The organism is Scopulibacillus daqui, assembly GCF_016908855.1.
In the GTDB taxonomy this organism is placed as follows: domain Bacteria; phylum Bacillota; class Bacilli; order Bacillales; family Sporolactobacillaceae; genus Scopulibacillus_A; species Scopulibacillus_A daqui.
The window spans coordinates 74912-95813 of sequence record NZ_JAFBER010000007.1; the positions used below are offsets into that span (position 1 = coordinate 74912).

A 20902-nucleotide genomic window follows, 5' to 3' on the forward strand; every position below is an offset into this window, starting at 1 on the left:
AACTATCACCTAATCGTCGAGATATGTCTTATACTTATTTTTTTCCAATACTTCCATCGCCAAATCGCGATGTTTAGAAGATTGAAACGTTAAACGCAAGACGCCGAAAATACTTTCGCGCAATTCAATGACATTAACGTTAATTAAGTTAATATTGTGTTCGCCAATTATCCTCGTGACATCGGAAATGGCTCCCGGCTGATCCAGAACATCGACATAGAGATCAAATATGCCTGGGATCGCACCTTTTTCTTTTTGCGGGAAGCCGTCGCGAAAAGCTTTTGCATCTGCAAAAAATGCTTTAATTTTATCTTTGTCATTTTCGATAAGCATTTCTTTGATTTTCGCCATTTCATCATCCCATGATTGGAACAGTTCCAGCATCATATCACGGTTATCTGAAATGATGTCTTGCCACATGATCGGATCAGATGAAGCAATCCGCGTAATGTCTCTAAAACCGCCTGCCGCTAAACGGCGCAGACTTAATCCTTGACCGGAATACTGTTTCAAATGAAGAACAAGACCTGAAGCAATGATATGAGGAAAATGACTGATTAACCCGACCGCTTTATCATGCTGGACCGGGTCAACAGCCATAAATTTGGCCCGTGTTCCTTTCAGCCATTCCTTCAATCGCTCAACTTGTTCAGCATGTGTTTTTTCATCGGCAACAATAAAATAAAAGGCATTTTCAAAGAGATCAGGCTTAGATGCCTGCACACCGCTTTTATGAGAACCTGCCATCGGATGGCCGCCGATAAATAAATAGCGGTCGCATAAATATTCTTTCGCTTTTTCCATTATTTTTCTTTTGGTGCTCCCAGTATCGGTAATTAAAACATCTGGTTTCAGCTCTAAAGATGCCAGCTCTTTAATGATACCTAAAACGCTGTTAACCGGTACGGAAATGATGATTAAATCTGCATCCGCTGCTCCCTGAGACAGTTCTGATGCATACTCATCAATAATGCCGAGTGACTTTGCTTCATTAACGGATTTAATTCGGCTGTCATAACCGATAATTTGTACGTCATGTACCCTTCGTATCGCCTGGGCAACAGATCCGCCTATCAAACCTAAACCAATAATAAAAACTTTTTTCTTCATCATATATGTCGTCCTTTAAGATTGCTAAAAATTCTGGGAAAAATGTGCCGATTATTTAATAGCCTGCTATTTTGCCCGCGAAGTGCAGAGACATTGAATTAAGAATAAGCGGTGCTCTCCGTTCCTTTGTTTTGATTTGGCGCTTCGAACGGTCCGAAAAGCTTAACAGAAAGAGTCCGTTTGATTTCTTCTACAGCCAGCGGGCGTTGATCATCCTTAGCGAGTTGATCAATCCTGTTTTCGACTTCTCGTACAATGACGCTTCCGACAATGAAACCATCACAGAAGGGCGAGAGTTTTTCGACTTGCTGATAAGAGGAAATGCCAAAGCCGACAGCAATCGGCAAATCACAAGCCGACTTTACATTTTTCAGAAAATGGTATACATCAGGATGAAATTCATCTCTCACACCCGTTACGCCAAGTGAAGATACGCAATATAAAAAACCCTCGGATGCCTCTCCGATTTTCTTCAATCGTTCAACCGAGGTTGTCGGTGCGACGAGAGAAATTAAAGGAATTTGATGAACTTTAGCTTTTTCCCTTAATAAACAGCTTTCTTCAAACGGCAAATCGGGCACAAGAACAGCATCTATATCGCCATTTTTCGCCAATTTAAAAAATTGTTCTTCTCCTAATTGTAACAAAAGATTATAGTAAGTAAATATAATTACCGGAATTTTTAATCCCTTTTCCCTCATGATAGGAACCAATGACATAGCTCTTTCCAAAGTCATCCCGCTGTTCAGTGCACGAATCGAAGCTTTTTGAATAACAGGACCGTCCGCAAGCGGGTCAGAATAAGGAATACCGAGTTCAATAGCATGAGCGCCCAAAGATTCTAACATTAACGCTAAATCAACAGTTGCATCAGCATTAGGATCACCTGCTGTAATATATGGAATAAACAGCATTTTATTATCTTTGGAAATATAGCGGCTAAACCGAGACATGGCTCCCGCCCTCCTTCAAAACTTTCCTTATCGTTTGAACATCCTTATCGCCGCGTCCGGATAAACAAACTAATATTGACTGTTCAGGCGGCATGGTTTGGGCTTTCTTGAAGGCCAGCGCCAAAGCATGAGCGCTTTCCAAAGCAGGTAAAATACCTTCTTTTTCGCATAATGCTTGCAATGCCTTAACAGCTTCGTCATCCGTAATGCTTTCATAATGAGCCCGGCCGATTTCCGCCAAATAAGCATGTTCAGGTCCAATGCCAGGGTAATCTAATCCGGCTGAAATTGAATAAGGTTCCAAAATTTGCCCTCTGTCATCTTGGAGCAAGTAGGTCAGCGCGCCGTGAATCACACCCTTTCGCCCCTTATTTAAAGTAGCCGCATGTTCTTTTGTATCTGTACCTTTTCCGCCGGCTTCGGCACCAAATAGCTGTACATCATCTTCAAGAAAAGGATAAAACACGCCCATCGCATTACTGCCGCCGCCAACGCATGCACAAACTGCATTCGGCAGTTTCCCTGTCTTGCTCAACATTTGTTCCTTTGCTTCTTCCCCTATGATTCTTTGAAAGTTTCTGACCATCAAAGGATACGGGTGAGGACCAACGACAGAACCGATTAAGTAAAAGGTATCATCAACATGGGAGACCCAATAACGGATAGCTTCATTAGTAGCATCCTTTAATGTTTGGCTGCCGCTTTCAACAGCAACCACTTCCGCACCTAAGAGCTCCATGCGAAAAACATTTAAAGACTGGCGTTCAATATCTTTTTTTCCCATAAAAACGATACAAGAAAGCCCTAAATACGCTGCGACAGTGGCTGCAGCTACGCCGTGCTGCCCCGCACCTGTTTCTGCAACAATTTTTTGTTTGCCCATTCGCTTTGCCAAGAGCCCTTGGCCAATGGCATTATTTATTTTATGAGCGCCTGTATGATTCAAATCTTCCCTTTTCAAATAGATTTGCGCGCCGCCGATTTCAGCGCTTAACCGCTTTATGGGCGTGATCGGCGTCGGTCTTCCTGAATATTCTTTCAAAGTATGCTGGAGCAGGTTAAGAAATTCACTGTCATTCATAGCATCTGTTAGAGCGGCTTCCAACTCTTCTAAAGCATACATCAAAGTTTCGGGTACAAATTTGCCGCCAAAGGCTCCGTAACGTCCTAGATGATTAGGTTGTTTCATAAATAACCCCCGCCTTTCTCTCAATTTGCCTTATTTTAACCGGATCTTTCTTCAGTTCGGTTTCAATGCCTGAAGCTATATCAATCCCATCCGGTTCGTACGCCAATAAATGATCAATATTGTCCGGACCTATTCCCCCGGCAATAAAGCAATGAACGCCTTGTCTTTTGGCTTCTTCCATATACAGCGGGATATGCTTCCAGTCAAAAGAGATCCCGCTTCCTCCCCATTGGACCGTTTTTGTGTCAATAATAAAACCGTCAACAACACCCTCATATTTCCGCATCTTAAAGACAGTATGCTGATCTTGATGGATGGCTTTCCAAATCGGTTTTTTTACTTGAAGCTTTAAATCAACTATTTCATCGACTGTTTCGTTGCCGTGGCATTGAATAACATCAATCGGCAGTCGCATGGCAGCATCCTGAATAACTGCGGCCGGACTATTGACAAATACAGCGACAAGTTTTTGGTACGCTCTTAAACCAATTTTCCGAAACCAAACTTCCGCCTCGCTGACAATTACAGAGCGTCTGCTTTCTTTCGCAAAAACGATGCCAATAAAATGTGCTTTGCTTTGAATTGATAATGCCAAATCATTTAATGAATGGTTGCCGCAAAATTTAAGCAGCGGCTGTTTCATGCCATCCCCTCCCCAAAGAGACATGCCAAACCTTCCTTAGGTGCCGGCGCGGTCATTAATGCTTCACCAACTAATGCACCATTCACTTGCCTGCTGATTAACAAATCAATGTCATTCGCCGATTTTATCCCTGATTCGCTAACGATGACAATGTCATTTGGGATCATCGGCAGCAATTGCATTGTATTTTGTATATTAGTTTCAAAGGTTTTGAGATTACGGTTGTTAATGCCGATGATTTCGGGTTTGAATTCATTTAAGACGGCCGTTAATTCATTTTCATCGTGTACTTCAACCAGAACTTCCAGGCCAAGATGGCAGGCCTCGACATAAAACTCATAAAGCTTTTTAGCAGGGAGAGCGCCGGCAATAAGCAGCACAGCATCCGCACCGATTAATCGGCTTTCTTCTAATTGCCTCTTATCAATAATAAAGTCCTTTCTGAGAACTGGAAGATCGACAGCAAGCTTTGCTTTGATAAGATTTTCATTTGACCCTTGAAAATAGATGCGATCAGTTAAAACTGAAATAGCATCTGCCCCTGCTTCCGCGTATTCGCGGGCGACAGCTCCCGCATCAACCTGCTCTTTAAATAGTCCTTTCGATGGAGAAGCTTTCTTAATTTCGGCGATAATGCCGAGCCGGCGGTTTGAATGAAGCAGCGCTTTTTTGAGCGATTTTCGGCTAATATTTGCCGTTTCATCAGGCATAACTAGTGTTTTGCATTCTGCCTTTTTCGTTTCAAGTATCTGATTAAGCATGTGTTTTCACCTTCTTAATTAACCTTAATTTTTGCAGTTGATCATACCCCGCCCCGCTGTATAATGCTTGACTTGCTTCTTTCACCCCTTCGGCAATGCTTTCTGTCCTGCCGTAAACATACAATCCGCAAGCTGTATTAAGCAGAACTGTATGAATAGCTGCCTCAGCTGCACATCCTTTAAAAACAGCTTCGATCAAATCAGCGCTTTCCTTAGCATTTGCGACTTGAATGGCTGAGAGCGGATGCCTTTTCAGCCCGACATCCTCAGGCGATATAGAAAATTGCTGTATATCGGTTCCTTCAACAAGAATCATCTTTGTCTTTCCGGCGATTGTCGCCTCGTCCAGCCCATCTTCCCCTGTCACAAGCAGGATACGTTTCGCACCTAATCTGACAAGGGATTGAGCGATCTTTTCGGCTAAATGATAATCATAAACGCCGATAAGCTGTTTCTCGCATGAAGCGGGATTGACAAGCGGGCCAAGAAGATTAAAAGTCGTCCGAAATCCTAATTCCTTCCTTGGTTCTGCAGCGTATTTCATAGATCGGTGATAATTCTGAGCAAACAAAAAGCATAAATGATGTTCCTGGAGGGATTGTACGGCTTCTTCCGGTGTTGATTGCACCGGAATGTCTAACAGCTCGAGGACATCGACGCTGCCGCTTTTAGACGAAACGGCGCGATTTCCATGTTTAGCCACTTTAACATCCATGGATGATAATAAGATAGCCGATGCCGTTGAGATATTAAATGTTGATGCACAATCTCCGCCCGTGCCGCAAGTGTCCATGACATCTTCTTCATGCTCAATTTTCAAGGCATGAGCCCGCATTGAGCGGATGAATCCAGTGAGTTCGTCAACTGTTTCTCCCCGGAATCTGATCATTGACAGAAGACTTGCGATTTGAACCGGCGTGGCCGATCCATTCATAACCATTTCCATCGCCGACATCGCTTCGCTTTCAGTCAGAGTACCGCCGTTTAATATATATTCCAATGTTTGTTTAAACATATTGACCCTCCTTGTCTGCCGCAAAAAGAACCCGGGCTTTTTCTGCCGATTGAAGCAGCGCCCGCGCCTTATTAAAGGTCTCCTCCCATTCCGCTTCAGGGGAAGAATCCGCTACTATCCCGGCACCTGCTTGAATATAGGCGCTTCCGCCGATACATGTAAACGTTCGAATAGTAATGCACATATCAATATTGCCATCGAAACCTATATAACCGACAGCACCGCCGTAAAAGCCTCTGGATACGGGCTCAAGCTCGTTAATAATCTCCATGGCTCTTATTTTAGGAGCCCCTGAAAGCGTGCCGGCAGGAAAAGCGGCTATCAGTGCATCAACAGGCGCAGCCTCTTCTTTGAGCGTTCCTTCAACAACCGAGACAAGGTGCATAACTTTTGCGAATTTTCCAACTTCCATTAGTTTATTGACCTTGACGCTGCCAAACTCTGATACTTTGCCGATATCGTTTCTTGCCAAATCAACGAGCATTAAGTGCTCAGCCCGTTCTTTTTCATCTCTTATAAGTTCTTCTTGCAATCGATGATCAGACTCTCTATCTTTGCTTCTGGGACGGGTGCCCGCTATCGGATGAATTTCCGCCGCCCGATCTTGAACTTTGACCATTCTCTCGGGTGAACTGCCGACAAGTTCATAACCGGAACCTTTAAAATAAAATAAATACGGCGATGGATTAGTTACCCTTAACGTTCGATAGAGATCCCACGATGATACAGGCAAATCAATCTCCAGCCGATGAGATAAGACTGTTTGAAATACATCGCCCGCACCAATATAGTCTTTAATTTTTTCTGCTTTCGCACAATAGTCTTGTTTACGCATGGTTGATTTAATAGATCGATGATGATGTTTAAAATGGTTAATATCTTGAGAAAAACGAATGAAAGAATGGTGCAATGATTGGTTCCGGATTCGGCTGACGATATGGGTCAGCCGGCTCTTCTCCTTTTCGATAACCGCTTGCCGTTCATTTGCAGATAGAGATTCCTCCAACGTGATATAATGAATGACGTTAACCATCTGTTCAAAATGGTCAAAAGCAATAATTGTCCTGCAAAAAATAAATTCATATACCGGTATTTGCAGATCATTGCGGGGATGCCGTGGAACTCTTTCAAAATCACAGACCGCATCATAGCCGATACAGCCTACTGCTCCCCCTGAAAAAGGCAAATCTGTATGGATTGTCTTGACATTAAAAAAGTGTTTAGACTGATTGATGATATTCTTGAGCGAACTTTCTTTAATGAGAACGCTGCCGTTTGTATCTTCTAAGACAAAAACATCATCATGTTTCTTGATATAAGCAAAGGGATGAATACCAATAAACGAATACCTGCCCCATGCCGATTGATTATCACGGCTTTCAAGCAGATAACAGAATTGGTCTTGAAAAGATTCAGCAATCTCAATAGGAGTCAAAACATCTGTAAAAAAACTGTCCTTAAGAGGGATTGTGACGTACTTTCTATGGGGATTCATTTTCTCACTCCTCCTTGTCATTAAAGGGGGAATGAGTGCTGCGAGGTCAAGAGAAGGCAAAAAACCCATGGGTATAGAAACAGCCCATGGGTATACTTATCCAATCTTCAAAAATAACCCTCAGCTCAACTCTTCTCTATACACTCATTCTCATCTCAACTGGAATGTTCAAAAATTCCGGAAAACAGGCGGCCTGTTTGCCCTCTTTTTTGAACGCTTATTTAACTAAACTCAACTCATAAACTCATCTTTGTAAACTTTATGAAATTATAAATAAAAAATTGCAAATTGTCAACAGTTTTTATTTATTTTTCTTCATGAAAGCAGATAAAACTTCTTCAACTTCCTCAATGGCAACTGTCTTAGTTTCTACGGATCCGATCTCTTTCATTAGCACAAAACGCAGGCTGCCTGCTTGAGTCTTTTTATCATAGCGCATACGATGCAAGATGTTCTCAATATTGAGTCCTGCCGGCACTTGTGTTGGCAGCCCTAAAGCTTTAAGCCATGATGAAACTTTATCTATCGGCAGCTTGCGCCTGTAGTGCGCTTCACTTAAATGCATGGCAAACACCATCCCAATGGCTACTGCTTCTCCATGCGCCAGCCTGCCGTATCCATATTCACTCTCAATCGCGTGGCCAAGTGTATGGCCAAAATTCAAATGCGTTCTAATTCCTGATTCACGCTCATCTTGACTGACAATGCCCGCTTTTACCCGGATGCCTTCTTTGATAAAAGGCTGGATATTCTCCGGAGTCATTGCCGTCTCATTAGGGACAGCCGCTTTCAATTGATCGAAAAACTGGACCGAATCAATTAAACTATGCTTAATAAGTTCTGCAAAGCCTGAACGGCGTTCCCTTAAAGAAAGTGTTTCAAGGGTTTCGGAATCATAAATAACAGCAGAGGGATGGTAGAAGGCGCCTATTAAATTCTTGCCCATTTTATGGTTGATCGCCACCTTGCCGCCAACACTTGAATCATGGGCAAGCAATGTTGTCGGCATTTGAATGAAGCCAACGCCTCTTAAATAAGTAGCGGCAACAAATCCTGCTAAATCACCGACAACACCGCCTCCAAGCGCAACAACACATGTACGGCGGTCCAGCTGTTTTTCCAGCATATCATCCAAAATTTCCTGATAGACTTTCATGCTTTTAGCATTTTCACCTGACTGTACAGTGTAGATATATGTTTTGAATCCTGACAGCGCCTCGTATACCTCGTCTCCATAATAACGTCCAACCTGATCATCAGTAATGATATAGAAACTCGAATATTGATCCGGTATCAATTCGGCCAAACGAAACCTTAATCCTGGACCAATATAAACAGGGTAATCAGCGTGCTTGGTTTGAATAATTAACTTATCCATTAAAAATTCATCGCCCATTCCTGATATTTTTCGAAAGCCTCTTTCATTTCTTCTATTCTATCACTTGGAAATTTCTCCATCATTGCCTGGGCAATTTCCCAAGCGACAACACTTTCACATACAACACTTGCCGCTGGCACCGCACAATTGTCTGAGCGTTCAATGCTCGCTGAAAACGGTTCTTTTGTTTCGATATCAACACTTTGCAAAGGTTTATAGAGCGTTGGAATAGGCTTCATAACACCTCTCACAACGATAGGCATGCCAGTCGTCATCCCGCCTTCAAATCCGCCGAGGCGATTTGTTTTTCGAGTATATCCTTTATCTTCTGACCAAATGATTTCATCGTGAACTTGGCTGCCCGGTTTTTCAGCTGCCCTAAAACCAATGCCAAATTCAACGCCCTTAAAAGCATTGATGCTTGTAACGGCCATAGCAATGCGCGCATCCAGTTTCCGATCAAAATGAACATGGCTGCCCAACCCCACAGGCACGCCTGTCACGATCACTTCAACAACGCCGCCGAGGGAATCACCGTTCTTTTTCGCTTCATCAATGGCTGCTATCATCTTTTGTTCAATTTCTTTATCCATGCAGCGAACCGGTGAAGCCTCGGTTATCGACTGTATGTCTTTAACAGATGAAGCATATTCTTGTTCATCTTTCACGCCGCCGATTTCGACAACACGGCCGGCTATCTCAATGCCGAATTGGGATAAAAGCTGCTTAGCCACTGCGCCAAGCGCGACGCGGATCGTTGTTTCTCTTGCAGATGACCGCTCCAGAACATTTCTCATGTCCCGATGTCCGTATTTAATCGCACCGTTAAGATCGGCGTGTCCAGGTCTCGGACGAGTCACTTGCTTTTTAACTTCTTGGGAGGCATCAATAGGGTCGGGCCCCATAATATCCTGCCAATTTTTCCAGTCTTTATTTTGAACAACCAATGTGACCGGCGCCCCAGTTGTTTGTCCGTGCCTGACGCCTGATAATATTTGAACTTGATCACTTTCAATTTTCATCCTGCGCCCTCGGCCGTAACCGCCTTGTCTGCGCTTGAGTTCACGATTTATTGCATCTGCCGTCAGTTCCAAATGGGCAGGCAGTCCTTCAATAATGGCCGTTAATTGCGGGCCGTGTGATTCACCAGCTGTTAAAAATCTCATTGTTTATCCGTTATGAAAAACTTATAAAACTATAAAATAGTTTTATATGGCTGTCGGTTTTTCAGTAACGGTCTCCCTCCTTGTCCAATTTATTTTTTTAAAGGATGTTATACTATCAAAATCTTAATAAGTCAACATTTAATCATTATTCTATCAGAACATGCTTCTGATGTTCTTTTTGATTGTAACATATTTTCAAAATAATTTATGAATAATGTATTGCTGCTTTTACTCTCTTTGCATTGCGCCGCCTGAACTTATGAAGGCATATGCAGCAACATCACGGGTGCTAAAAAACCAGCCCTAAAGGCTGGTTTTTCATTAGTTATACAGCAGCGCTCGCATGTGTTTACAGCGAACACAAACCGTAATTTATACCCATTTATTTATCATTTTTTCGTAGCTGATGAGATCGCTTTCATTGAAAAATAAAGCAATTTCACGTTCTGCGCTCTCCGGAGAGTCAGACCCGTGAATGATATTTTGGCTGACTTGTACGCCAAAATCGCCGCGAATCGTTCCTGGCGCTGCTTCTGCAGGATTTGTGGCTCCCATCATTTTTCTCGCCTGAGCAATAATATTTTCTCCTTGCCATACCATGGCAAAGACTGGCCCGGAAGTAATGAAACTAACCAGCTCTCCGAAAAACGGCTTATCTTTATGTTCGCCGTAATGCTTTTCAGCAAGCTCTTGGGAAACCATCATCAGTTTTGCTCCAACAAGCTGAAAGCCTTTGCTTTCAAAGCGGCGGACGATCTCTCCGATTAAATTCCTCTGAACACCGTCAGGCTTGACCATAAGAAATGTTTTCTCCATAATGATCTCTCCAATCCTATGTACTCTATATGTTCGATAACGAAAAGGGACAATCATCCCTTTTGTAAGACAATTATCGAACCTGTAAATAGTATAATGTTTGTATCAGCCTAAGTCTATCAAAATTTTTTCACAAATACAAATTAATATTTTCTTATGCCAATATAATCGGCAATTTCCCTGAATGAACGGGTTGATGAATGGTCAGGGAGATCATTAAGGATATTATAGGCTTTCTTAAGATATTGTGTGCTTATTTCTTGGGAAACTTCAATGGCGTCCGATTGTTTGATTAAGTTGATAACACCGTCGAAATCTTGTGCGGAAGGATTGTCCATATCGAGCGTTCGTTTAACAGCCGCTTTAATGTCTGAATGCCGGAAAGCCATGAGCGTCGGCAGAGTAATATTCCCTTGCTTCAAGTCGCTCCCGGCAGGTTTGCCTAACTGCTTTTCAGTCCCTACAAAGTCAAGGATATCATCTGTGATTTGATAAGACATACCCATGAAATACCCGAAATAATACAGCTTGCGCCCAATAGATCGGGAGGCGCCTGAAGCAATTGCCCCCAGTTCACAGCTAATAGCCATGAGCAATGCTGTCTTTCGTTTGATTCTAAGCAAATATTGTCGAAGATTTTGCCGGTAATTAAACTGATCTTTAATTTGCTCAATTTCTCCTATGCTCATTTCCCGCATCGCTTTGGCCACGACTTGGTTTGCATATGGATTTTGAATATCCGCCATTATATCAATTGCTTTGGCAAACAGATAATCGCCGGCATACATAGCGGTACGGTTGTTCCATTTCGCTTTAACCGTCGGCTTGCCCCTGCGCAGTTCCGCATTATCGATGACATCATCATGAACAAGGGAAGCAGTATGTATAAGCTCCAAGGTAATGGCAGCTTTTTTTACAGCGGGATCGTCTTTTTTTCCGTAGCGCGAAGACAGCAATACCAATATCGGCCTGATTCGTTTTCCGCCGGCTTTTATCAGCTCATAGCCCGCTTGATGAAGCGTCGGATGGTCGGATGCGACGGCTTCCTCTATTCCTTTTTCAATATCATTCAAATCTCTTTTAAGTTCTTTATATATTCTTGTCAGTGACATAGCCATTCACCTTTATATTATTTAATCGTCTTGCTTTACCGCATAGTGGACAGCTGCGATCCCTCCCATAAAAGACTTGATTTTCACATTGGAAAACCCAGCTTCCTGAAACAGGCCCGCAAGCGTCTTTTTATCTGGAAAGTTCTTGGTTGATTCGTACAGCCATACATACTCATCATAACTATTTGCAAAATATTTGCCTAATAGCGGCATGATGTTTTTGAAGTAAAAAAAATAAAGCTGTGTATAGACAGGGATAGTAGGCTGAGATGTTTCTAAGCATACAACCATCCCTCCCGGCTTTAAAACACGGTGCATTTCTTTAAGAACCGTTAAGTAGTCAGGAACATTCCGCAAACCGAATCCGATGGTTACATAATCGAATTGATTTTCCTCATAAGGCATTTTCATGGCATCGCCATGTACCAGCTCAACATTCGCCAATTGTTGTTCGCTGACTTTTTTTTCAGCGACTTGAAGCATATTTTCGCTGAAATCTAATCCATATACACGCCCGCTGTCTCCCGCTGCTTCCGCGAGCGCTATTGTCCAATCCCCGGTTCCGCAGCAAACATCCAAAGCTTTCTTTCCAGGCTCGACGTTCATGATCTTCATCGTTTTTTTTCGCCATGATTTATGGCAATTGAAGCTCATCAGCGAATTCATAAAATCATATTTTTTGTATATCGTTTGAAATACATCATGTACCTTTTCACGCTTTGCTTCGCTCATTTTTTAACCTTCTTCCGCTAGCCGTTGATCGTAAAATACGCGACCATCATTTTCAAATATTGATTTCAAAGAACAATGCTTAAGAAAAGCTGCAAATAATGGAGAGTCTTTCAGGGTTTGTTCCAGCCGTAATTTTATTTCCTGAAAATGATAATCTATTTTCTGCAAAGTCACTTTCGGGGTGTTAGGCTTCTTATTAAGGATATCCAGATGATGAAAAAATGAAAAAGGATGGTCACTGCCGCTGTTAACTGCATGTCTTTCAAAGGACAGTCTCTTTAACAGGAAGTAATCAAACATGACTTCTGCCCAATCAGAAAATCCCAAATGCGAAGCGATTTTAGTGACGAGTGCCGATTCAATGCGGCCAAGCTGATGAAGCAAAGTTGACCACTGAATATGGTCGTTGGCAAAAAACGCCATTTTATATTCGTTAATTTCTTGAATAGCCCCAGCTATTTGCTTGGTCATCTTCAAGTCAGGAATATTTGTTAATATAAAATAGTAAAGAGCACTGTAATAATCCCCGCCAAGTACGGTAAGCTGCCTTTCCTTGATGCTTCCCTGGTCGATTAATTTCTCATTGGTGACCTTATCATGAGTATCAAGGGCAATCTGGACGAGCATCATGACGATGACATAATCATTCATTTCTTTGTAAGAGCTGTTCTCTTTAAAAAGCAAATAGAAAGCTAAGAGTTTGTCTTCATCTATGTATGGTTGATTTAAGTATTTGCCTAAGTATGGGTGTTCTATAGTATGTATTAACTTCTTTTTAATATCTAACAGCACTTCATTGATGGTCATTATATGTCCCCCACACTAATCAAGAATAAGTCGTACCGCTCTAAAAGCCTCTAAATATTATATCATAAAACATATCTGCCAATAAACAATAAAAGCAGGGCAGCCTGCTTTTATTTTAAACGTTAGAAATGTTGTTCTGACTGCTTATCGCAGCAGCCGCTGCATCTAAAGGCTGTCAGCCGACAAATGTTGTTTAAATTAAAAAAGCGGTTAACAAATACAATTTTAGAACCTTGCTATCTTTTTATCGATCCGCTTAGTGACATTTTTGCTTATTCTGCGTTAATAACACCATGTCTCGTTTGGATAGTCGCTTTGCCCCGAACTTTGACTGCAGCCGTTTGTTCGGTAAATTGGCAAATAATCACTTCTCCTTTATCAAGTTTTTCAATATGGTGAAAGCGCGTATCGGCGCCTCTTGTAAGCCCCATGACATTGACGCCGTTTTCCTCTGCTTTTATCACCATGAAGTCATTAGACATATTTTCAGCCAATAAAAACCCTCCTTGCAAGAACAGAATTTTCAAAAGATAACATTGACAGCCAGTTATTCTTTAATTAGCATCATGGCCTCGGATCGGGCAGAGGCGTCCTTTTGGAAAATGCCCCGCACTGCAGAAGTTACGGTTTTAGAACCAGGCTTTTTCACGCCGCGCATCGTCATGCACATATGTTCCGCTTCAACAACAACAATGACCCCGTGAGGATTAAGTTTATTTACAATGGCATCCGCAATCGTTGTTGTAATCCTTTCCTGCAGCTGCGGACGTTTCGCAACAGCTTCCACCGCCCGTGCCAGCTTGCTTAATCCAGTTACTTTTCCGCCCCTTGGGATATAGCCGACATGAGCCTTGCCGTAAAACGGAACTAAATGATGTTCACACATTGAATAAAAAGGGATGTCCTTAACAAGCACTAATTCTTCATGGTCCTCGCCAAAGACTGTTGCAAAGTACGCTTCCGGATCTTGCTTCAGCCCTTGGAAAACTTCTTCATACATTCTTGCTACACGTTTCGGTGTATCTAATAATCCCTCACGTTCAGGGTCTTCGCCAATAGCCTCAATAATCATTTTAACTGCTTTTTCGATTTTCTCATGATCTACGCTCACAGTGAATCCTCCATTCAAAACGACCTGTCTATCAAAGAAATATTAGCACAACCGCTTATTAAAAGTAAAGGAAACGCACTGATTAGCAAAGCCTTAGCGAGGATGGCAGCCTCTTTCTTGCAAAAATAAAAAAAGAGCCGGATTTGGCTCTTTTTTCTGCCCTATGTATTGATGTTTATTTAACAGCGTCCTTTAGGGCCTTACCTGGCTTAAAGGCCGGAACTTTGCTCGCAGGAATATCAATTTCCTCGCCTGTTTGAGGATTGCGACCTTTTCTTGCAGAGCGTTCGCGAACTTCAAAGTTACCGAATCCTATTAATTGAACCTTACTACCTTCTTTGAGAGCGTCAGCAATGTGTTGGAACACGGCATCTACAGCTGCAGTAGCATCTTTCTTAGAAAGTTGCGCAGATTCCGCAACAGCATTAATTAAATCAGTCTTATTCAATGCCTTCACCTCCTCTCAAATAATGTCATTCAAAAATGCTTTTCTTTTTCAAATGCATTATCAAAGCCTATCTTATACGAAGTTATAAAGGAATTCAACATTTTTTAATAAAAGATCCACAAAGACTGCTTTCGTGAAAATTCTAATATTATTTATCATAATAACCATTTTTATAGAAAGTCAAACCTGCAGGCCCGCAGTTTTTTATTTTCATTGATTCTATGTATGCCTATCTCTTAAAGCGATATTCCCGCACCATAAAATCCATTATATTTCTTTTTTATCCTGTTTGATAGTCTGAGGTGTCATCATTGGCATAAGGCTGTTAATATTTTTTGTACAGGCAGCCGCATCTATTATGTCTTGATCATTAATGTTTCCCGCTAGACGTTCCGCATAGATTTCTCCAATAAATCTGCCAATGCCGTAATTATTTTTCGTCTGCGAATGCCAGTTGTTCTGTGAATTTTCCCCTATTGCAACAGCTGAGTTAATAGAAGAATCATTAATATTAATATCATTAAACTGAAAGTTTTGCTGAATAGTCTCCTCACCTTCATGACTGTCCTCTTCGCCCGCTGCTTTTTTCGTTTGGTCATCAGGACAACTGTGTTCTTCCTTGCAAAAGTTATCAGTGCAATGATTCACAGGCATATCAATATTGTCATTGTCAATAACAATTTGAACGGTATCATGAACCTTCCCATGGCTGACTGACCCAAATCCATAATTGTCCTTTTTCGAACTGTGCCAGCCATTGGCTTGAATTTGTCCAATAAAAACACCGGAGGAAGTATCGATATTATTAATAGACAATTGCTGAAAATTAACTTCTGCTGTTTTTTTCAATCTCATACGGTTCCCCCCCTGCTGCCAAGGTTCGTTATAAACCTTGGCCTTGAACACTTGGATCATTTGTCGCTGTACTGATCGGATTGTCAATACCGTCCATATCGTTCACATTGCCTGAAACAAATTGTGTATTAGATATCCCTATAAAAAAGCCGTTCCCATAAGCACTTTTGCCGTAATAAGTCCACCCGGGCATGTTGCTCTCTCCAACCGAAACCGTTGAATTGCGGGCTTGTGAATTGACATTGATTGAACCAAAACTAAAATTTACAGCCATCATTTATAACCCCCTCGCAAGAACGTTTCAGGAGAGTTAACACGATTTCTTATTCAGGCTCTTGTTTTTTACAGCTTCACAACTATGTTATGAGCTTATGGGTCCGTCCTGTGCATCACGATAAAGGCTGATACGCTTTTAATCAAGCTTTTATGCGCGCAACATACAAAAAAGACCCTCAGCTGAGAGTCTGTGGACAATGCAACATTTATAATATTATTGCGATCAGCCCGCCGGAACCTTCATTGATAATCCTTTCTAAAGTTTCCTTCAGTTTATATCTGGCATTTTCAGGCATTAGCGATAACTTCGCAGAAATCCCTTCCCGAACAATCGAATTTAGCGATCTGCCAAAGATATCAGAATTCCAAATCGACAGCGGATCATCTTCAAAATCCTGCATCAAATATCTGACAAGTTCTTCACTTTGTTTCTCAGTTCCAATGATTGGCGCAAATTCAGATTCGACATCGACTTTGATCATATGGATGGAAGGCGCAACAGCTTTTAGACGTACACCGAATCTTGAACCTTGACGAATAATTTCCGGTTCATCCAAGCTCATATCAGTTATCGCCGGCGCTGCAATGCCGTAGCCGGTTTGTTTAACCATCGTTAAGGCATCGGCCACTTGGTCATATTCTCGCTTAGCATAGGCAAATTCTTGCATCAGCTGAAGCAAATGATCCTTTCCTCGTATTTCTACGCCAACGACTTCTTTCAACACTTGATCATACAAGTCGTCAGGCGCATATAAATCAATTTCCGCTATGCCTTGCCCCATGTCAATACCCGAAAGCTGGGCATCATCAATAAATTCATATTCATTAAAATACCCGACAACACGGTCAACGTCACGCAAACGCTTAATGTCTTTGACAGTGTTTTTGACCGCATCTTCATAGCTTTCTCTAAGCCAATGATTTTCATGAAGCACCATAACCCAGCTTGGCAAATTAACATTAACCTCAAGGACTGGGAATTCATATAATGTTTCTCTTAAGACATTATTAATATCGTGTTCGGTCATATTTTCAACGCTTTGAGCCAACACTGGAATATCATATTTTTCCGCTAATTCTCTTCTCAGCGACTCTGTATCGGGATGATGAGGATGAGCGGAGTTAACAATCATAACAAACGGCTTTCCTACTTCTTTAAGTTCTTCAACAACCCTTTCCTCAGCTTCCAAGTAATCTTGACGAGAAATTTCACCGATTGATCCGTCTGTTGTTACAACAATTCCCAGTGTTGAGTGTTCTTGAATAACCTTTCTTGTTCCAATTTCAGCAGCTTCTTGAAAAGGGATCGGTTCGTCATACCATGGCGTATGAACCATGCGCGGACCGTTTTCATCTTCAAAGCCTTTGGCTCCAGCGACCGCATAGCCAACGCAGTCTACAAGACGTATATTGACTTCAAGGCCTTCATCAACCTTGACGGCAACAGCATTATTCGGAACAAATTTCGGCTCTGTTGTCATAATTTGTTTTCCTGCGCCGCTTTGCGGCAATTCATCCTGCGCCCGGGCGCGCTCTGCTTCATTTTCTATATTGGGCAAAACAACAAGCTCCATAAACTTTTTAATAAAAGTTGATTTACCGGTACGGACTGCCCCAACAACGCCAAGGTAGATATCCCCCCCTGTTCTTTCGGCGATATCTTTAAAAATATCGACTCTTTCCAAATTAAACACCCTCCCGATCTCCAATTTCAATCATTGACGTTATTCAATACTATATAACTATGACTTTGTCCATTAAATATGCCAACTAAACTTCAATTTCTTTGATCTAAAACCATCCTGAAGAAAATAAAAAACCTCTCTCATATAAGTATTGTAAGAGAGGGCATTTGATGACTACTTTACTAAAAAAACAATACGGTTATTTTTTACGGTATACGGCAAGGATTTCACAGGAACATACAATGAATGTTTGGCTAACAGTTCGCGCAAGTCTTCTCCTTCATGAACATCGTTTTTATATTTTTTATAAGCGCGTTTGATATCGGGCAAATAATTGATATAGACATGCGAATGATTATCCATAATAAACCCCAACGGCTTTCCGCTGTATGGACTGGTCACTGTCGGCGGTTTTGTGTAACCGAGATCCTTAAAGTCAATTTTATATCTTTTTTCCGTAATGACGCCGCCAAGGGGAGAGTAACCCTTATTGTACCGGTAATCTTGAATTTGCTGTTCTATTTCTTGAACTTTATTAACCAAGGTCAAGTCAAATACTTTAACCTGTGGATTTTTCTCTGGATGAATGAGAACATATTCGAAATAACCGCCTTTGGAATACGCATTGGACGGCGGCTCAGACATGTATTCGGGGACTAAACGTTTAAAATCGATCCTGTATTTTTCATATATTGGCGTGTGTTCGCTGCTGTTCAAAATCGGCAGAACACCCGTATCTTTTTTATAATCTAAGACGGCGCTCTGCACCTCATCAAGCTGCGATTGATAAGCTATGTGGCTTTGCGAAGCTTCCAATTCTTGCCCCATACATCCCGAAAGCGCAACAACAATCAATAAGCTGTAAATGATGCCGAAACAATAACGCATGTACAGTCACCCTTTATGTATTGTTCAATTTCAGCTATGTTATCATAACAAGTAACATTAAGAGCCCGCCGATAATAAAAATAAAATACGAAAAAAAAGATAAGGCAAATCTAAAGATCCCCTTCAATTTACAGCGGCTTAACATGATTAAAAGGGCAGCGGCAATCATTAAACCCATCGCAATAAATGATATCCACATCTGAATGAAACCTGGGCTCACTCTCATCCCTCCTCCCTTGTATTATAACACAATACTATCAATTTAAATATTTCTGAACATAAAAAACAGAAGGAAGCACTGCTTCCTTCTGAGTGACTAAACCCTTCCGTACATCGACAGCCCTTCCTGAATTGATTGTGTATTCAATATACCGTATGCCATAAGACAATAGATTGTCTCTGACTATGGCCTAGTTTTTTTACTTTTGATCAAACATTTTTGACAAGGAAGAAAAATTCATAGGAATATTATTATTCACGATCGCCTTAACAATGGCATCTTCCTTTTGCTTCGGAACAGATACATTTGCTAATCTAGCTACTCGATGAACAAGTTGTCTCACCGTTTGTTCATCTTGAAAATTGGCATTGGCAACTGAATTAGCAAGCGCAAAGATATCTTCTTTTTTTACATTTGTTTTCTTTTCAATTTGATCAAAAAAAGGATTGTTCGGATCCAATGAAAGTCCTCCTTTTCCCTGCTTTCATGACATTATATGCGAGGAGCCTTTCATTGTGCGCCAAACGGTAAGGCTGGCCTTAAAAAGGGCTGTCTTCCTTCTCCATCCTTTGCATTAATATATCGGATAATTCACCGATTTCATGAGTCTTGACTCTGCCCATCAGTTCATCAACTGCTTTTTTGGCAGGCTTATCGTTGAATAGCAACTCATATATTGCCTTTGTAATCGGCATGTCAACCTCTTCTTTTTCTGAGAGATAATAAGCCGCTTCAGTCGTTCTAACTCCTTCGACAACCATACCCATTTCATCCAGTATTTGATTTAAATCATAGCCTTTGCCAAGGAGGTTTCCTGCACGCCAGTTTCTGCTGTGAACGCTTGTACAGGTGACTATTAAATCCCCCATGCCTGCAAGACCTGTAAAAGTTAATGGATGAGCGCCCATTTTTGTGCCTAAACGGGTGATTTCAGCCAAACCTCGGGTAATCAGTGCAGCTTTAGCATTATCTCCGTAATTAAGACCGTCGGAAATGCCTGCACCTAATGCAATAATATTTTTCAGTGCACCGCCGATTTCAACCCCTATGACATCATGATTGGTATAGACCCGGAAATTTTGGTTGATAAACATATCTTGGACCTTTCGGGCGGCGTCCTTATCATATGATGCTACTGTTACCGTCGTTGGCTGCTTGTGGCAAACTTCTTCGGCATGACTCGGGCCTGATAATACAGCAACAGCTTTTCTAAGGTTTTCCGGGATTTCTTCTTCGATGATTTCGGATACTCGTTTTGATGTGCGCGGCTCTATCCCTTTTGTACCGTGAATAAATAACACAGGCTTCTTCAGGAAAGGCTTTACCTGGCTTAATACATCGCGAATCGCCTTAGTCGGCGTAACAACTAAGATCGTATCGACATCCCGAACCGCTTCTCCTATATCGGCTGTGCCTTTAATATTTTCCGGCAAAGCAATATCAGGCAAATAGCGTGCATTCGTATGGCGTTGATTAATTTCGTCGATCTGTTCCTGTCTTCTCGCCCAAAGGTTAATATTATATCCATTATCAGCAAGAACGATTGCCAACGCTGTTCCCCAGCTTCCCGCTCCAAGCACTGCTAATTTGTCCATCAAAATCCTCCTCTGATTTGTGCAAATATGATTGCGAAAGTTTTCTAGGCCCCTTTTTGGCCAAGTTTATTTTCTTCTCCGCGAATTAATCGTTTAATATTAGTTCTGTGCTGCCAAACAGCAAGTAAAGCAATAAGAGCATCTACATATATGTAACTTAATGGTAAGTTTTTGAACCACCAAGAAATAATCGGTGTTAAGATTATAAGGATAAGGGAACCTAATGAAACAAATCTCGTGATTAAAATAACAGCAATAGCAACGATTCCCGCAATCAGTGTCGGAAGAAAAGATAGCATGGCAAATACGCCAATAGTGGTTGCCACACCCTTTCCGCCTTTAAATCCAAAAAAGACAGGGAAATTATGTCCGATAATAGCAAATAACCCGGTAACAGCTACTGCCCAAGGGTCTAAATGCATCGCTTTTGCCAGCAATATAGCGATGACCCCCTTAAGCACATCAAGCAGCAATACACATATTGCCGGCCCGACCCCCAAAACGCGAAGCGTATTTGTTGCACCGGCATTACCGCTTCCATATTTGCGGATATCGACTTTTTTTATTTTTTTAGTCATCAGGTAACTGAAGCTGATAGACCCAATCAGGTAGGCAATAATAAATGATAATATAAACATAATACCCCC

24 protein-coding genes are annotated in these 20902 nt (G+C 41.6%); all 24 read right to left on the bottom strand.

Translation table 11 applies throughout. The annotated features are described in order from the left end of the window. Positions 1 to 9: 9 nt before the first annotated feature. The 24 genes from JOD45_RS07255 to plsY all read right to left on the bottom strand — a co-directional run bounded on the left by JOD45_RS07255 (position 10) and on the right by plsY (position 20893). A complete protein-coding gene (locus JOD45_RS07255) occupies positions 10 to 1110 on the bottom strand; it encodes a prephenate dehydrogenase (RefSeq protein WP_205003208.1) in 1101 nt (366 codons plus the stop codon). 98 nt (positions 1111 to 1208) lie between these two features. Then, positions 1209 to 2063 carry a tryptophan synthase subunit alpha gene (gene trpA / locus JOD45_RS07260; RefSeq protein WP_205003209.1) on the bottom strand — a complete coding sequence of 285 codons (855 nt, stop codon included), beginning with the start codon at positions 2061 to 2063 and terminating at the stop codon, positions 1209 to 1211. After that, a complete protein-coding gene (trpB, locus tag JOD45_RS07265) occupies positions 2050 to 3252 on the bottom strand; it encodes a tryptophan synthase subunit beta (RefSeq protein WP_205003210.1) in 1203 nt (400 codons plus the stop codon). Before trpB ends, trpA begins: the two co-directional genes overlap by 14 nt. Next, the gene (locus tag JOD45_RS07270) at positions 3239 to 3895 is read right to left on the bottom strand and encodes a phosphoribosylanthranilate isomerase (RefSeq protein WP_205003211.1); all 657 of its coding nucleotides are present in this window, start codon (positions 3893 to 3895) and stop codon (positions 3239 to 3241) included. The genes trpB and JOD45_RS07270 overlap by 14 nt, the downstream gene beginning before the upstream one ends. Next, positions 3892 to 4656 carry an indole-3-glycerol phosphate synthase TrpC gene (gene trpC, locus JOD45_RS07275; protein WP_205003212.1) on the bottom strand — a complete coding sequence of 255 codons (765 nt, stop codon included), beginning with the start codon at positions 4654 to 4656 and terminating at the stop codon, positions 3892 to 3894. Before trpC ends, JOD45_RS07270 begins: the two co-directional genes overlap by 4 nt. Then, a complete protein-coding gene (gene trpD / locus JOD45_RS07280) occupies positions 4649 to 5671 on the bottom strand; it encodes an anthranilate phosphoribosyltransferase (RefSeq protein WP_205003213.1) in 1023 nt (340 codons plus the stop codon). Before trpD ends, trpC begins: the two co-directional genes overlap by 8 nt. Then, positions 5664 to 7166, bottom strand: coding sequence for an anthranilate synthase component I (trpE, locus tag JOD45_RS07285; protein WP_205003214.1), 1503 nt, complete (start codon positions 7164 to 7166; stop codon positions 5664 to 5666). The genes trpD and trpE overlap by 8 nt, the downstream gene beginning before the upstream one ends. Positions 7167 to 7467: 301 nt before the next feature. Further along, the gene (gene aroB / locus JOD45_RS07290; RefSeq protein WP_205003215.1) at positions 7468 to 8562 is read right to left on the bottom strand and encodes a 3-dehydroquinate synthase; all 1095 of its coding nucleotides are present in this window, start codon (positions 8560 to 8562) and stop codon (positions 7468 to 7470) included. After that, positions 8544 to 9710, bottom strand: a complete 1167-nt coding sequence (gene aroC / locus JOD45_RS07295) for a chorismate synthase (protein ID WP_205003218.1) — start codon at positions 9708 to 9710, stop codon at positions 8544 to 8546. Before aroC ends, aroB begins: the two co-directional genes overlap by 19 nt. A gap of 372 nt (positions 9711 to 10082) precedes the next feature. Then, positions 10083 to 10526 (bottom strand): nucleoside-diphosphate kinase, encoded by a 444-nt coding sequence (gene ndk / locus JOD45_RS07300; RefSeq protein ID WP_205003219.1) that lies wholly within the window; start codon positions 10524 to 10526, stop codon positions 10083 to 10085. Between the two features lie 143 nt (positions 10527 to 10669). Then, the gene (hepT, locus tag JOD45_RS07305; protein ID WP_205003220.1) at positions 10670 to 11638 is read right to left on the bottom strand and encodes a heptaprenyl diphosphate synthase component II; all 969 of its coding nucleotides are present in this window, start codon (positions 11636 to 11638) and stop codon (positions 10670 to 10672) included. Positions 11639 to 11659: 21 nt separating this feature from the next. Further along, positions 11660 to 12370 (bottom strand): demethylmenaquinone methyltransferase, encoded by a 711-nt coding sequence (locus JOD45_RS07310; RefSeq protein ID WP_205003221.1) that lies wholly within the window; start codon positions 12368 to 12370, stop codon positions 11660 to 11662. Positions 12371 to 12373: 3 nt separating this feature from the next. Then, positions 12374 to 13177: a heptaprenyl diphosphate synthase component 1 gene (locus JOD45_RS07315; protein WP_205003224.1), complete on the bottom strand. Its 804-nt coding sequence runs from the start codon at positions 13175 to 13177 to the stop codon at positions 12374 to 12376. A gap of 272 nt (positions 13178 to 13449) precedes the next feature. Continuing rightward, complete coding sequence (gene mtrB, locus JOD45_RS07320) at positions 13450 to 13659, bottom strand: trp RNA-binding attenuation protein MtrB (RefSeq protein WP_205003287.1); 210 nt, start codon at positions 13657 to 13659, stop codon at positions 13450 to 13452. Positions 13660 to 13724: 65 nt separating this feature from the next. Beyond that, positions 13725 to 14288 carry a GTP cyclohydrolase I FolE gene (folE, locus tag JOD45_RS07325; RefSeq protein WP_205003225.1) on the bottom strand — a complete coding sequence of 188 codons (564 nt, stop codon included), beginning with the start codon at positions 14286 to 14288 and terminating at the stop codon, positions 13725 to 13727. 175 nt (positions 14289 to 14463) lie between these two features. Next, on the bottom strand, positions 14464 to 14736 hold the full coding sequence (locus tag JOD45_RS07330; RefSeq protein WP_205003226.1) for an HU family DNA-binding protein: 273 nt from the start codon (positions 14734 to 14736) through the stop codon (positions 14464 to 14466). A gap of 267 nt (positions 14737 to 15003) precedes the next feature. Continuing rightward, complete coding sequence (locus JOD45_RS07335) at positions 15004 to 15591, bottom strand: hypothetical protein (protein ID WP_205003227.1); 588 nt, start codon at positions 15589 to 15591, stop codon at positions 15004 to 15006. Positions 15592 to 15619: 28 nt separating this feature from the next. Beyond that, on the bottom strand, positions 15620 to 15865 hold the full coding sequence (locus JOD45_RS07340) for a hypothetical protein (protein ID WP_205003228.1): 246 nt from the start codon (positions 15863 to 15865) through the stop codon (positions 15620 to 15622). A gap of 208 nt (positions 15866 to 16073) precedes the next feature. Beyond that, on the bottom strand, positions 16074 to 17552 hold the full coding sequence (gene spoIVA / locus JOD45_RS07345) for a stage IV sporulation protein A (protein WP_205003229.1): 1479 nt from the start codon (positions 17550 to 17552) through the stop codon (positions 16074 to 16076). Positions 17553 to 17726: 174 nt separating this feature from the next. Further along, positions 17727 to 18440: a hypothetical protein gene (locus tag JOD45_RS07350; RefSeq protein ID WP_205003230.1), complete on the bottom strand. Its 714-nt coding sequence runs from the start codon at positions 18438 to 18440 to the stop codon at positions 17727 to 17729. 34 nt (positions 18441 to 18474) lie between these two features. Further along, complete coding sequence (locus JOD45_RS16545; protein WP_205003231.1) at positions 18475 to 18666, bottom strand: DUF2768 family protein; 192 nt, start codon at positions 18664 to 18666, stop codon at positions 18475 to 18477. A gap of 193 nt (positions 18667 to 18859) precedes the next feature. Then, entirely contained in the window at positions 18860 to 19120 is a 261-nt protein-coding gene (locus JOD45_RS07360) for a stage VI sporulation protein F (RefSeq protein ID WP_205003232.1), read from the bottom strand. 79 nt (positions 19121 to 19199) lie between these two features. Next, positions 19200 to 20255 (bottom strand): NAD(P)H-dependent glycerol-3-phosphate dehydrogenase, encoded by a 1056-nt coding sequence (locus JOD45_RS07365; RefSeq protein WP_205003233.1) that lies wholly within the window; start codon positions 20253 to 20255, stop codon positions 19200 to 19202. A 44-nt stretch (positions 20256 to 20299) separates the two neighbouring features. Further along, the gene (gene plsY, locus JOD45_RS07370) at positions 20300 to 20893 is read right to left on the bottom strand and encodes a glycerol-3-phosphate 1-O-acyltransferase PlsY (protein ID WP_205003234.1); all 594 of its coding nucleotides are present in this window, start codon (positions 20891 to 20893) and stop codon (positions 20300 to 20302) included. Between the last annotated feature and the right edge of the window lie 9 nt (positions 20894 to 20902).

Excerpts from the sequence above, each read along its gene's own strand:
- JOD45_RS07255 (WP_205003208.1), bottom strand. The coding sequence starts at position 1,110 with ATGAAGAAAAAAGTTTTTATTATTGGTTTAGGTTTGATAGGCGGATCT.
- trpA (WP_205003209.1), bottom strand. The coding sequence starts at position 2,063 with ATGTCTCGGTTTAGCCGCTATATTTCCAAAGATAATAAAATGCTGTTT.
- trpB (WP_205003210.1), bottom strand. The coding sequence starts at position 3,252 with ATGAAACAACCTAATCATCTAGGACGTTACGGAGCCTTTGGCGGCAAA.
- JOD45_RS07270 (WP_205003211.1), bottom strand. The coding sequence starts at position 3,895 with ATGAAACAGCCGCTGCTTAAATTTTGCGGCAACCATTCATTAAATGAT.
- trpC (WP_205003212.1), bottom strand. The coding sequence starts at position 4,656 with ATGCTTAATCAGATACTTGAAACGAAAAAGGCAGAATGCAAAACACTA.
- trpD (WP_205003213.1), bottom strand. The coding sequence starts at position 5,671 with ATGTTTAAACAAACATTGGAATATATATTAAACGGCGGTACTCTGACT.
- trpE (WP_205003214.1), bottom strand. The coding sequence starts at position 7,166 with ATGAATCCCCATAGAAAGTACGTCACAATCCCTCTTAAGGACAGTTTT.
- aroB (WP_205003215.1), bottom strand. The coding sequence starts at position 8,562 with ATGGGCGATGAATTTTTAATGGATAAGTTAATTATTCAAACCAAGCAC.
- aroC (WP_205003218.1), bottom strand. The coding sequence starts at position 9,710 with ATGAGATTTTTAACAGCTGGTGAATCACACGGCCCGCAATTAACGGCC.
- ndk (WP_205003219.1), bottom strand. The coding sequence starts at position 10,526 with ATGGAGAAAACATTTCTTATGGTCAAGCCTGACGGTGTTCAGAGGAAT.
- hepT (WP_205003220.1), bottom strand. The coding sequence starts at position 11,638 with ATGTCACTGACAAGAATATATAAAGAACTTAAAAGAGATTTGAATGAT.
- JOD45_RS07310 (WP_205003221.1), bottom strand. The coding sequence starts at position 12,370 with ATGAGCGAAGCAAAGCGTGAAAAGGTACATGATGTATTTCAAACGATA.
- JOD45_RS07315 (WP_205003224.1), bottom strand. The coding sequence starts at position 13,177 with ATGACCATCAATGAAGTGCTGTTAGATATTAAAAAGAAGTTAATACAT.
- mtrB (WP_205003287.1), bottom strand. The coding sequence starts at position 13,659 with ATGTCTAATGACTTCATGGTGATAAAAGCAGAGGAAAACGGCGTCAAT.
- JOD45_RS07335 (WP_205003227.1), bottom strand. The coding sequence starts at position 15,591 with ATGAGATTGAAAAAAACAGCAGAAGTTAATTTTCAGCAATTGTCTATT.
- JOD45_RS07340 (WP_205003228.1), bottom strand. The coding sequence starts at position 15,865 with ATGGCTGTAAATTTTAGTTTTGGTTCAATCAATGTCAATTCACAAGCC.
- JOD45_RS07350 (WP_205003230.1), bottom strand. The coding sequence starts at position 18,440 with ATGCGTTATTGTTTCGGCATCATTTACAGCTTATTGATTGTTGTTGCG.
- JOD45_RS16545 (WP_205003231.1), bottom strand. The coding sequence starts at position 18,666 with ATGAGAGTGAGCCCAGGTTTCATTCAGATGTGGATATCATTTATTGCG.
- JOD45_RS07365 (WP_205003233.1), bottom strand. The coding sequence starts at position 20,255 with ATGGACAAATTAGCAGTGCTTGGAGCGGGAAGCTGGGGAACAGCGTTG.
- plsY (WP_205003234.1), bottom strand. The coding sequence starts at position 20,893 with ATGTTTATATTATCATTTATTATTGCCTACCTGATTGGGTCTATCAGC.